7 protein-coding genes are annotated in these 12,576 nt (G+C 73.1%); 1 reads left to right on the top strand and 6 read right to left on the bottom strand.

Annotated features, from left to right (window positions below; translation table 11 throughout):
• Window positions 1-120 precede the first annotated feature (120 nt).
• Complete coding sequence (glgA, locus tag BKE41_RS09335; RefSeq protein ID WP_071000664.1) at window positions 121-1,659, bottom strand: glycogen synthase GlgA; 1,539 nt, start codon at window positions 1,657-1,659, stop codon at window positions 121-123.
• Window positions 1,660-2,007: 348 nt separating this feature from the next.
• Complete coding sequence (locus BKE41_RS09330; protein WP_012318578.1) at window positions 2,008-3,594, bottom strand: alpha-amylase family glycosyl hydrolase; 1,587 nt, start codon at window positions 3,592-3,594, stop codon at window positions 2,008-2,010.
• A gap of 431 nt (window positions 3,595-4,025) precedes the next feature.
• On the opposite strand from BKE41_RS09330, the gene BKE41_RS09325 reads away from it, so the two are divergent.
• Complete coding sequence (locus BKE41_RS09325; protein WP_107645299.1) at window positions 4,026-6,524, top strand: glycogen/starch/alpha-glucan phosphorylase; 2,499 nt, start codon at window positions 4,026-4,028, stop codon at window positions 6,522-6,524.
• A gap of 84 nt (window positions 6,525-6,608) precedes the next feature.
• On the opposite strand, the gene BKE41_RS09320 is transcribed toward BKE41_RS09325, so the two are convergent.
• The 4 genes from BKE41_RS09320 to BKE41_RS09305 all read right to left on the bottom strand — a co-directional run bounded on the left by BKE41_RS09320 (window position 6,609) and on the right by BKE41_RS09305 (window position 12,525).
• Window positions 6,609-7,673 carry a hypothetical protein gene (locus tag BKE41_RS09320; RefSeq protein WP_029361317.1) on the bottom strand — a complete coding sequence of 355 codons (1,065 nt, stop codon included), beginning with the start codon at window positions 7,671-7,673 and terminating at the stop codon, window positions 6,609-6,611.
• Between the two features lie 88 nt (window positions 7,674-7,761).
• Window positions 7,762-8,721 (bottom strand): ferredoxin--NAD(+) reductase, encoded by a 960-nt coding sequence (locus BKE41_RS09315; RefSeq protein WP_107645298.1) that lies wholly within the window; start codon window positions 8,719-8,721, stop codon window positions 7,762-7,764.
• 29 nt (window positions 8,722-8,750) lie between these two features.
• Window positions 8,751-9,131, bottom strand: a complete 381-nt coding sequence (locus tag BKE41_RS09310) for a hypothetical protein (RefSeq protein ID WP_024830457.1) — start codon at window positions 9,129-9,131, stop codon at window positions 8,751-8,753.
• Between the two features lie 463 nt (window positions 9,132-9,594).
• Window positions 9,595-12,525 carry an EAL domain-containing protein gene (locus tag BKE41_RS09305; RefSeq protein ID WP_012318573.1) on the bottom strand — a complete coding sequence of 977 codons (2,931 nt, stop codon included), beginning with the start codon at window positions 12,523-12,525 and terminating at the stop codon, window positions 9,595-9,597.
• Between the last annotated feature and the right edge of the window lie 51 nt (window positions 12,526-12,576).

Here is a 12,576-nt window from a genome sequence, read left to right as displayed (position 1 = left end):
CCGGAGCGCGGGTGCGGGCGCGGCGGCACGGCAGGGTGCGGCTCGGATCCCCTCTCCCGCGCGGGAGACAGGGCGCGTCGCGCTCCGCCATCCCGGCCCGATGTGCAGCCTACGTCGACCCTACGCCGCCCGCCAGCGCAGTCCCACGCTGTTGCCGATGGCGCGGCCGTACAGGCCCGCGTAGTTGTCGGCGGCCTGATCCCAGCCGAAGCGGGCCGTCATGGCCCGCCGCCGCATGGCGTTGAGGCGCTTCTTCTGGCCGAAGGCCTCCAGCGCCCGGCGGACCGCCGCCCCGAAGGACGCGGCCGAGGCCTCCCCGAAGGTGAAGCCCGTCACGCCGTCCTCGACCGTGTCGGCGAGGCCCCCGGTCCGCCGCACGATCGGCAGGGAGCCGAAGCGCTGCGCGTACATCTGGGCGAGGCCGCAGGGCTCGAAGCGCGAGGGCATCAGCAGGAAATCGCTGCCGGCGAACATCCGCCGGGCCTGCGCCTCCTCGAAGCCGACATGCACGCCGACCGCGTCGGGATGGCGCTTGGCCAAGCCCCGGAGCGCCTGCTCGAACCGGCCCTCGCCCTGGCCGATCACCACCAGCTGGCCGCCCCCGGCCACGATGGTCTCGGCCGCCTGCAGGCTCAGGTCGATGCCCTTCTGGTGCACGAGGCGCGACACGATCGCGAAGAGCGGCCCGCGGGAGACCGCGAGGCCGAACTGCCGGCGCACCGCCTCGGCATTGGCGCGCTTGCCCTTCCAGTCGTCGATCTCGAACCGCGTGGCGAGGTGCGGGTCGGTGGTCGGATCCCAGGTCTCGTCGATGCCGTTGAGGATGCCGGCGAGCCGGCCCTGTCCGGCGCGGGTGCGCAGGAGCCCGTCGAGGCCGCAGCCCAGCTCGGGCGTCTGGATCTCCCGGGCGTAGGTCTCGCTCACCGTGGTGACCTGCGAGGCGTAGAAGATGCCGGCCTTGAGGAAGGAGAGCTGCCCGTAGAACTCCGCGCCGTCGACTTGGAAGGCCGAGTCCGGCACGCCGAGCCGGGGCAGGGCGTCCCGGGGGAACAGGCCCTGGTAGGCGAGGTTGTGGATCGTCAGCACGCTCGGGACCCGCCGGCCGCGCCACGCGAGATAGGCCGGGGCCAGGGCCGCCTGCCAGTCGTTGAGGTGCAGGAGGTCGGCCGCCCAGTCGGGATCGGCGCCCGTGGCGAGGTCCGCCGCCGCGAGGCTGAGGCAGGCGAAGCGCAGGTCGTTGTCGCCGAAATCGCCGTGCTGGTCGCCGTAGGGCGTGCCGTCGCGCTCGTAGAGGTCGGGGCTGAGCAGGACGTAGATGCGCAGGCCGTCGGCCGCCTCGACCAGGCCGAGGTCGCAGGCCGGGATGCCCGCGAATCCCTCGAGGCGGGCGACGACCGGGATCTCCGGGAAGGCGGCGCGGACCTGCCGGTAGCCCGGGATCAGGACGCGGATGTCGTAGTGCGGGACCAGGGCCCGGGGCAGGGCGGCCGAGACCTCCCCGAGGCCGCCGGTCTTCACGAAATCCGCCATCTCGGGCGTCGCGTAGAGGATGCGGCGGCGCAGCGAGGCCGGCCGGGCCGGAACCGGTACGGGACCGGCGCCGTTCCCCTCGCCGGACGACCACTCGGCGAAGGAACCACCACGGCGCGCATCGAGCATCAGCATTGATCCTGGCCGGGCGGAATGCCCCGGTCTGGCAGTCGACCGGGCAGGCACGGCTGTCACGATCTCAACCACGGCCAATGCTCCTTCGCCGCGACGGTTCCGTTGCGACGCACAAAATAGGCCACCGTGGTGATTAAGCGTCACTTACCTATGTGGCATCGCAGCGAGAAATCGCGCCGCCGAGGCAGATTTCGGCCGCTGGATACGGCGCTCCGGCCGGGGACGACGGCGCCGGGCCCCGCCCGGCGGGCTCGGCCGAGCGACCCCGCCCGACAGGCGGCGCGCGCCGGGCACCCGGTTCGGTTCCCGGACTGACGCGCCGGGGCCGGGCGCCGGCTCGCCTCACCCGGCGCGGCGCAGGATCACCCCCTCGGCGGGCTCGAGCGCGAGGGTCAGGCCGGCCGGCTCGCCCGCGCGCCCCGGGCGGGTCGAGAGCAGCACGGTCCAGGCCCCCTCGGGCAGCGGCAGGTCCTGCGACGCCGCGCCGAAGTTCAGGAGCACCCGCAGGACGGCCCCGTCGGCGAAGCGCTCGTAGGCGAACACCTCGGCGATCCCCAGCGGCACCTCCCGGTAGCCGCCCACGGCGAGCGCCGCGTGGTCGCGGCGCAGGGCGAGCAGCCGCCGGTGCAGCGTGAGCATCGAGCCCGGGTCCGAGCGCTGGTTCTCGACGTTGCAGGTTGCCCAATCCGCCGCCAGCGGCAGCCAGGGCTCGGCCGTGGAGAACCCCGCCTGGGGATTGTCGTCCCACTGCATCGGCGTGCGCTCCGGGTCGCGGCCGTGTCCCGGCTCGTTGTGCTCCCAGGGATCCCGGGCGCGGTCCGGAGGAATCGGCACGTGGCCGAGCCCGATCTCGTCGCCGTAATAGAGGGTCGGCGTGCCCCGCAGGGTCAGCAGCAGCATCGCGGCGATGCGGGCCTGCGCCGGACCGACCCGGGCGGCGATGCGCGGCTGGTCGTGGTTGCCCAGCACCCAGTTCGGCCAGCCGCCCTCGGGCAGGGCCGCCTCGTACTGCGCCACGAGGTCGGCCACCGCGTCGGCCCGCCAGGGCGTCTGGATCAGCTGGAAATTGAACGGCAGGTCGGCGCCGGTGAGGTCCGGACCGTAATAGGCGACGAGCCGCTCCACCGGCAGGTAGATCTCGCCGATCAGCACCCGCTCGCCGTACTGGCGCAGCACCGCCCGCATCCCGGCGATCACGTCGAAGATCTCGGGCCGGTCGGCGGAGTAGACCTGGGTGAAACGGTTGATCTCGGGCGAGCCCGGCGCGTAGTCGGGATTGGCCGGGTTGTCGCGGAAACCCGCGTCCTTCATCAGGTGCCAGATCACGTCGACCCGGAACCCGTCGACCCCGCGCTCCAGCCAGAAGCGGAGCACGTCGTGCATGGCCGCCCGCACGGCGGGGTTGCGCCAGTTCAGGTCCGGCTGCTCGGCCAGGAAGGCGTGGTAGTAGTACTGGCCGGTGGCCTCATCCAGCGTCCAGGCCGGGCCGCCGAAATTCGACAGCCAGTTATTGGGCGGGCCGCCGCCGGGCGCCGGGTCGCGCCAGATGTACCAGTCCCGCTTCGGGCTCGCGCGCGACGACCGGCTCTCGGCGAACCAGGGATGGGCGATCGAGGAGTGGTTCGGCACGAAGTCGAGGATCACCTTCAGCCGGCGCCGATGGGCCTCCGCCACGAGGGCGTCGAAATCGGCCAGCGTGCCGAACAGCGGGTCGATCCCGCAGTAATCCGCCACGTCGTAGCCGAAATCCGCCATGGGCGAGGGGTAGACCGGCGAGATCCACACGGCGTCGACCCCCAGCCATGCGAGGTAGTCCAGCCGCGCCGTGATGCCTGGCAGGTCGCCGACGCCGTCGCCGTTCGTGTCCTGAAAGGACCGCGGGTAGACCTGATAGACGGTCCCGCGCTTCCACCAGACGGTGTCGGTCATGCTGCGCCCCTCGCATCGGCGGCCCACGCTTAACCGCTGACCCGCGCGCTGGCGACCGGCGATGGATGCGCTCAGAGCGCGCGCCGCGCGCGGAACGCCGCGGCGCAGCGTCGCCGAGGGAATGGCTGCGGCCCGCAAAACCTGTGCGCATGCCCCTCACGCAGGGCGACGGCGCGCGGCTGTGTCTGGAATGTCACGCCGCCGTGCCATATCTGCTCCGGCGTGCCCGTGCGCTCCGCCGGAGCGGCGCTGCCACGACTTCGCCGGAAGCCGACCGCATCGTCGGACGCTTCGGGGCACGGATCGCCCGTCCGTTCATGCGGCGGCAATCCATCAAAAGAGATAATCCGCCCACGATACCCCCGGCGCTAGAATCCGGGGCGACGACTTTGGGGGACCCGCACGTGTTGAACGATGTTCTGACCCGGCCTGTGCCACAAGATGTCGCGCGCGACGAGCGCGCCGCCGAGGCGCCCGCCCCGGCCGCCTGGACCGCCCCGGTGCTGTCCGGCAGCGGCGACGCGGTGGTGGACCTGCGCGAGGCGATCCGCGCCAAGCTCACTTTCGCGCTGGGCCGCACGCCCGAGACCGCCCGCCCGCGCGACTGGTTCGCCGCGACCGCGCTGGCCCTGCGCGAGCGGATCGTGGCCGCCGCGCTGGCCTCGGAGCGCGGCGTGCCGAACAAGCGCGTCTACTACCTGTCGCTGGAATTCCTGATCGGCCGGCTGATGTCGGACGCGCTGAACAATCTCGGCCTCACCGAGACGACCCGCAGCGCGCTCCGGGAGCTCGGGATCGATCTCGACGCCGTGCAGGAGGCCGAGCCGGACGCGGCTCTGGGCAACGGCGGCCTCGGGCGGCTCGCCGCCTGCTTCATGGAGAGCATGGCCAGCATCGGCATCCCGGCCATGGGCTACGGCATCCGCTACGACCACGGCCTGTTCCGCCAGTCCTTCGAGGACGGCTGGCAGCGCGAGGCGCCGGAGACCTGGCTCGCCGAGGGCAACCCCTGGGAATTCGCCCGGCCCGAGGCGACCTACTCGATCGGCTTCGGCGGCAGCGTCACGCTGTCGTCGCCGGAGGAGGGGGTGATCCGGCGCCACTGGCAGCCGGCCGAGACCGTGCGGGCGGTGGCCCACGACGTGCCGGTGGTCGGCTGGCGCGGCCGCCACGTCAACGGCCTGCGCCTGTGGAAGGCCGAGGCCGGCGAGCCGGTGGACCTCGCCCGCTTCAACGGCGGCGACCACGTCGGCGCGGTGGCGGCGCGGATGCGCGCCGAGGCGATCTCGCGGGTGCTCTATCCGAGCGATTCCTCGGCCGAGGGCCAGGAGCTGCGCCTGCGCCAGGAATACTTCTTCACCGCGGCCTCGATCCAGGATCTCGTGGCCCGCCACGTGGCCGAGCGCGGCGACGTCCGGTCCCTGCCGGACCACGCGGCGATCCAGCTCAACGACACCCACCCGGCGATCGCGGTGCCGGAGCTGATGCGCGTCCTGCTCGACGTCCACGGCCTCTCCTGGGAGGACGCGTGGCACGTCACCACGCACACGCTGCACTACACGAACCACACCCTCCTGCCCGAGGCGCTGGAGACCTGGCCGGTGGAGCTGATGGAGCGGCTGCTGCCGCGCCACATGCAGATCATCTACCTGATCAACTGGATGCACCTGGAGGAGCAGGCCAAGCACGGCCGCCAGGATGCGGCCTACCTCGCGTCGATCTCGCTGATCGACGAGTCGCACGGGCGGCGGGTGCGGATGGGGCACCTCGCCTTCCACGGCGCGCGCCGGGTCAACGGCGTCTCGGCCCTGCACACCGACCTGATGCGCTCGACGGTCTTCTCCGACCTGCACGCGCTGGACCCGGACAAGATCGTCAACAAGACCAACGGCATCACCTTTCGCCGCTGGTTCCACAACGCCAATCCCGGCCTCACCCGGCTCGCGGTGGAGACCGTGGGCGCCGGCGTGCTGGACGATCCCGAGCTGCTCCGGGGCCTGGAGGCCCGCGCCGAGGATCCGGCCTTCGTGGCGCGCTACGCCGCCGTGCGTCGGGAGCGCAAGGAGGCCCTGGCGGCGCTCATCGCCGAGCGCACCGGCATCGACGTCGATCCGGCCGCGCTGTTCGACGTCCAGGTCAAGCGCATCCACGAGTACAAGCGCCAGCTCCTCAACGTGGTCGAGACGGTCGCGCTCTACCAGGCGATCAAGGCCGAGCCCCACCGGGACTGGACGCCCCGGGTGAAGATCTTCGCCGGCAAGGCGGCGCCGAGCTACGTCCAGGCCAAGCTGATCATCAAGCTCGCCTGCGACGTCGCCAAGGCGGTGAACGACGATCCCGAGGTCGCGGACCGGCTGAAGGTGGTGTTCCTGCCGAACTACTCGGTGAGCCTCGCCGAATCGATCATCCCGGCCGCCGACCTGTCCGAGCAGATCTCCACCGCCGGCATGGAGGCCTCGGGTACCGGCAACATGAAGTTCGCCCTCAACGGCGCGCTCACGGTGGGCACCCTCGACGGCGCCAACATCGAGATCCGCGACCATGTCGGGGCGGAGAACATCTTCATCTTCGGCCTGGAGGCCGACGGCGTCCGCGCCCGGCAGGCCGAGCCGGACTACGCGGCCCGGGCGATCCAGGCCTCGCCGCGGCTGGCGGCGGCGCTCGACATGATCGCCGCGGGGCGGTTCTCGCCGGAGGAGCCGGGCCGGTTCCGGCCGCTCACCGACGACCTGCGCCGGCGCGACCAGTACCTGCTCACCGCCGATTTCGACGATTACTGGCGGGTGCAGCGCGCCATCGACGCCGCGTGGCGCGACCCGCGCGGCTGGTGGGCCAAGGCGATCCGCAACACCGCCCGCATGGCGTGGTTCTCCTCCGACCGGGCGATGCGCGAGTACGCCGAGGAGATCTGGCGGGTCCGGCTCGGCTGAACCGCCGGTCGGACCGACAAACCGCCGGGGCGGGGATCGGACCGATCCCCGCCCCGCGGCCTGTCTGGTGCCCGGCGCGGGCTCTCAGGCCCCGCGGACGAGGCCGACCCGCAGCCCGACGCGGCACAGGCCGCGCCGCAACCGGTGAAGCAGGCGGGCGGCGCGCGGGGCGAGGCCCAGTCTGCGCCGGCAGACGACGTGCGACACCCGCCCGACCCGCGGGCCCGGATCCGGCGCGCCCTTGCGCAGGGCGATGTCCGGGCGCTCCGCCGATTGCGCGAGCGTCAGCGCGCGCGCCCCCGGGAAGGTCACGCTGCGGAACATCGAGCGCGTGTAGTAGGAGAACGCGTCGTAGGCGACGAGGGCCTGTGCCCGCCCGGTCGCCGGGTCCGCGACCGTCAGCGTGCCCGCCTGCGGCCCGTAGGTCACGAGGAGCCCGATCACGTCGCGGGGGCACCCGAGGGGAACGGCGACGCCCGTGCCCTCCGGGATCTCCAGGAAGTCCAGCGGGATGCCGTTGCGGCGCAGGGCGAACCCGCAGGTCAGGCCGGGGAGGGCGCGCAGCGGCAGGGCCTCGAACCGGCCCGGCAGGGTCCGGAACCGGTCGATGTAGGCCCGGCCCGGCGGCGGCGCGCGCAGGAAGCTGTAGACCAGGGTGCCGTAGAGGTCGGCGCCCGCCGGCGTGACGTGGGTCGCGTCCTTCAGCAGGTAGGTGATGTCGCCCGCGCCCGCGGCCGCCACCGGGGCGGCGATGTCGAGATAGGGGATCCCGTAGAGGGCGCGGTACTCCGCCAGCAGGCCGGCGACGGGCTCGGCCGCGTAGTCGACCCCGCCCTGGTGGAGGTTGAGGAAGGCGACGGGCAGGTCCCGCCGGGCGGTCGCCGCGAGGATGTCGTCGAGATAGGCCCGCATCGTCGCGCCGTCGAAGTAGCGGACGTTGCCGGTGAACAGCTCGAGGAGGACGCGGTCGCAGGGGAGCGCGTCCAGGATCTCGTCGATCAAGGCGGCGATGGAGGGCAGGGAATGGCCGCCCCAGCCGCTGCGGAGGAACGTGACCGGGCGGCCCTCGGCCTCGGCCAGGGCGTTGGCCCGCTCGACGTAGCCCGGCAGCTCCGTGACGCTGTAGCCGAGGCAGAGGACGCGGACCATCGGGGCTCGGATCGGGCTCAGGATCGGCCCCGTGCGGCCGGCCCGGCGCCGGTAGCAGCCGGGCGCCGCCGCGTCGAGGCGACGGCGGTCAGTCGACCACGATCGGGTAGCAGCGGGCGCCCACCGAGGCGGCGAGCACCTGCACGGCGCCGACCGTCGAGACGTCGCCCGCCACGTGGACCACGTCGGTGGCGCGCAGGCTCGGCAGGTGGGCGCTGAGCGGGCCGGAGCGCACGTCCGGCGGCCGATGGCGGCCGCGATCGGCGCAGAGCACGATCCGGCCGACGCCGGTGCGGCGCAGCCAGTCCAGGCTCTCGCGCATGTAGAGGTCCAGGGCGTCGCGGGCGCCGACGGCGAGGGCCATCTCGCGGGCGGGCTCGACGTAGCGGGCCGCCCGGGCGATCGCCCAGATCGCGCCGAAGCCGGCGCCGGCCGCCACCAGCACGAGCCGGCCGCCCCCGGGGCGGTACTGTCCCCGGCCGACGGGTCCCTTGAGCCGCACCGGCTGGTCGAGGCGGAGCCCGTCGAGGGGATCGCCCTCGGGATCGCGGGCGACGTGGAACACCGCGTCGTTGATCTCGGTGGTGCCGTCGACCCGCAGGGTCGGGGACAGCGTCCGCGTCGGCAGCCCCGCGAAGGTCACCAGCGCCTGGTGGCCGGGCTCGCCGGTCGGGCGCCGGGTCAGGGTCGCGACGATCTCGAGGATGCCGGGGCTGAGCCGGCGGATCTCCGTGACCGTCCCCTTGCGGACGGCGACGGGCGGCGGCGGCGCCTCCTCCTGGCCCTGGATCGGGGCGCCGGGGAGGGCCGGCCGCAGGGCCTCGGCCCGGGCCCGGCGGACCGGGTGCCGGCGGCCGGACGGCGCGGCGCCGCCCTGGGCCAGGCCCTGGGCCAGGCCCTGGGCCAGATTCTGGCCGGCGAGCAGGTTGCCGGGCTGCGCCTGCAGCGGCGCGATCATGCCCTCGGCCAGCGCCGCCTCCAGCGGCGTGTCGCCGGTCGAGACGCGGACCGACCGACCGTTGACGACGAGCGAGCAGCGCGCGCCCATGGCTCTCCCCCGCATGCCCTGGTGACGGATCAGCGGGCGCGGATCAGGAGCGAGTCGACCAGGGCCGCCCAGCGCTCGCGGGTCGCGCGGACATCGTCGGTCGGGGCCGATTCGGTGAGGAGCTGGCGCTGCGCCCGCAGCGACTCGACCTCCTGCCGCTGGGCCCGGAGCACCGCCTTCATCACCTGCAGCTCAGCCTCGAGGCGGGCGATCTCGTCGGCCTCGTCCCGCGCCTCCGCGTCGTCGGCGAACGTCTCGGCATACGCCTCGGCGCGCGCGTCGACGGGACGCGGGTCGCGGAGGGGCATCCGGGTCCGGACCTGCTGCTCCAGCCGGACCGGCCGGGCCATCAGGCGGCGCACGAGGTCCGAGCCGCCTGCCTGCTGGTAACGCCGTGCCGCCTCGGCCATCCGACCCATCCCCATCGCGGGCGCTGAAGGGCCCGCCTATCAACAGGAGCTTGATCGGACATGGTTAAGGCGGACTTAAACCGATCCGCGACTTTCGCCGCGTCGGAGCCCTGAGGCGGCCCTCGGGCCATCCGCACGCGCCGCGCACGCCGGCGACCGGCGCGCAGGTCTCGGTCCAGGCCCCCGGACCTTCGGGGTGAAGTCCCCGCGCCGAGTCCCGGCTCCTGGGTCCCGGCCGGGTCGCCCCACCGGCGCGTGGTGGGCGTCCCGCGTGCCGTAGCCGCCAGGCTCGCGCCCGAGATCCCGGAGCGCCGGCACCGCGGCCGCCGGACGGCTCAGGCCGGCCGCAGCTTCGCGAAGCGGTCCTGCAGGCGCCCGATCTGGGCCGGCCTCGGCGCGTCACCCGTCGCCGCGCGGATCGTCGGTCGGCCGTGTTGCCGGGCAAGCCGGTCCGGACCGGATCTCAGGCCGCTTCCGGGGCGGCGCCGACGATCTGGCGGGCCTGCAGCATGGTCATCGGCTCGCCGAAGGCCGGGCCCAGGGCGTACTCGCAGCCGAGCCCGGCGAGGGCCTGGGCGTCGGCCTCGGACTCGCAGCCCTCCGCCACGATGGCGAGGTTCAGCTCGCTCGCCATCCGCACGATCGAGCGCAGGATCGCGGTCTGCCCGGTGCCGATCTGGCGCACGAAGGTCGCGTCGACCTTGATCGTGTCGAACGGGAAGCGCTGGAGATAGGAGAGGGCCGAGTAGCCGGTCCCGAAATCCGACAGGCACAGGCCCGCCCCGAGGTCGTGGATCCGCGCCAGCATCTGGGCGGCGTATTCCGGGTTCTCCATCACGAGGCTCTCGCTGAATTCCAGCTTGAGCGAGCCGGGCAGGGCCCCCGAGCGGGCCAGCACGGTCTTCACGTCGTGCAGGAGGTCGTGGCGCAGGAGCTGGCGCGAGGACAGGTTGCAGGCCGCGAAGATCGGCGGCTCGACCTCCAGGGAGCGCTGCCACGCCGCGAGTTCCAGGGCGGTGCGCTCCAGGGCGAAGATGCCGAGATTGACCACGAAGCCGCTCTCCTCGGCGAGCGGCAGGAAGGTCGAGGCGGGGATGCGCCCGAGCTTCGGATGGTCCCAGCGCAGCACGGTCTCGAACCCCGCCACGGTGCGGTCCTCGAGGCGCACCACCGGCAGGAACAGCACCCGCATCTCGTTGCGCTCGATCGCCTTGCGCAGGTCGCTCTCCAGCATCAGCCGGTCCGAGCGGTCGGTGCGCATGTGGGCGCGGAACACCTCGATCCGGTCGCCGCCGTTGCGCTTGGCCTGGATCATGGCGATCTCGGCGCTCTTGAACACCTCGTCGCGCTTCAGGTTGGCGCCCGCCTCGTAGAGCGCGAGCCCGATCGAGACGGTCAGGAAGATCTCCCGGTCCGCGTAGGTGATCGGCGTGGCGATCGCCCGGCGGATCATCTCGGCGAAGGCCAGGATCCGGTCGGGGTCGCGCTCGGAGAGGAGGATCACCGCGAACTCGTCGCCGGCGACCCGGGCCAGCGTGTCCTGCGGCCGCAGCAGGCGGCCGAGGCGCCGCGACAGGGTCAGCAGGATCGAGTCGCCCGCCGACAGGCCGATCGCGTCGTTGATGCCCTTGAACCGGTCGACGTCGAGGACGATCACGGTGGGCTTGAGGCGCTGGTCCTGGCCGGCGAAGGCGAGTGCCGCGTCGAGGCGGTCGCCGAACAGCTCGCGGTTCGGCAGGCCGGTCAGGCTGTCGTGCACGGCGTCGTGGAGCAGGCGCTCCTCGGCGGTCTTGATCTCGGTGACGTCCGCGATGGTGCCGACCACCCGGATCACCTCGCCGTCGGCGCCGATCACCGGCCGCGCCTTCAGCCGGTACCAGAAGAACGTGCCGGCCTCCGAGCGCAGGCGGAAATCGTGGACGATGCGCCCGCGCCGCTCCTCGATCACCGTGTCGAGGGCCGCCGAGTAGCGCTCCACGTCGAAGGGGTGGAGCGCGCCGAGCCAGTTGGTCGCCGGCCCCTCGAGGGTGCCGCGGGCGAGGCCGAGCTGGCCCTCGATCTCCGGGCCGACGAAGACCCGGTCGGCGGGCACGTCCCAGTCGAACACCACGTCGCCGGCGCCGGTCAGCGCCAGCGCGCGCCGCTCCGTGTCGGACACGAGGGCGTGGCTGAGGCCGCCCCCCGCGAAGGCGTGCTGGAGCACCGTGAAGCCGATCAGCATCACGATCAGCACGAGGCCGCCGATCAGGGCGGGCTGCACGAGGTCGCTGCCGATCTGGCCGGTGACCGCGAAGCCCGCCGCCGTGACCCAGACCACCAGAAGCAGCCAGGTCGGCACCAGCAGGATGGCGCGGTCGTAGCCGTTATGGGCGGCGAGGTAGACGATCAGCAGCAGGCCGATGCCGGCCACCGCGGCGATCGAGATCCGCGCCACGCCCGCCGCCACCGGCGGGTCGAACACCGCGAGCCCGACGAGGCCCGCCAGGAAGGCGAGCCAGAAGAACGCCACGTGGCTGTAGCGCACGTGCCAGCGGGCGAGGTTGAGATAGGCGAATAGGAAGACCAGCAGCGTCGCCCCGAGCACCGCCTCCGCGGAGGCCCGGTAGACCCGCTCGGCGAGCTCGGTGACCGGGAAGACCCGCTGCAGGAACCCGAAATCGATGCAGGCATAGGCCAGCACCGACCACGCGAGCGCGGCGGCGGCCGGGAAGATGATCGCGCCCTTGACCACGAACACGATGGTCAGGAACAGGGCGAGCAGGCCGCTGATCCCGATGATGATGCCCTTGTAGAGGGTCAGGCCGGCGGTCTTGCGCCGGTAGGCGTCCTGGTCCCAGAGGCGGAGCTGGGGGACGTTGGAGCCGCGCAGCTCGGCCACGTAGGTGACGGTGGCGCCGGGATCCAGCGTGATGGTGAACTGGTCGGCCTCCGGGTTCTCGTCCCGCTCGGGCCGGATGCCCTGGCTCGCCGTGATGGCGGCGATGCGCGAGCCGCCGAGATCGGGCCAGATCACCCCGGAATCGACCAGCCGGAAATGCGGGGCGACCAGGATGCGGTCGATCTGCTCGTCGGTGTCGTTGGTGAGCGCGAACACGATCCAGTCGGGCCGGGCGCCGGCGTCGCGCGCCTTGACGACGATGCGCCGGACGATGCCGTCCTTGCCGGGCGCCGTGGAGATCTGGATCAGGTCGCCGTCGGAGCGGTAGCGCTCGATCGCGGTCGTCAGGTCGATCACCGGCGCGTCGAGGGTGACGCGGACCGCCTCCACGGCCCGGGCGGGCGCGCTCGCGGCGAGCGTGAGCGCGAGGGCACCGACGAGACCGCCGACCAGGGTCAGGAGGAGGGCGAGGATGCGCAAGGGTGTCTTGACTTCCGGCCGTGCGAGCTTCGGCATCGGCCGCCCGGGCGGCCTCGATCGATAGGCGCGGGCCCGACCTGGGGCAAG

The sequence above is a fragment of the Methylobacterium sp. C1 genome (genome assembly GCF_001854385.1).
GTDB classification, from domain to species: Bacteria; Pseudomonadota; Alphaproteobacteria; order Rhizobiales; family Beijerinckiaceae; genus Methylobacterium; species Methylobacterium radiotolerans.
The sequence above is the reverse complement of the archived record's forward strand: the minus strand, read 5'-3'. Positions and strand labels throughout refer to the sequence as shown.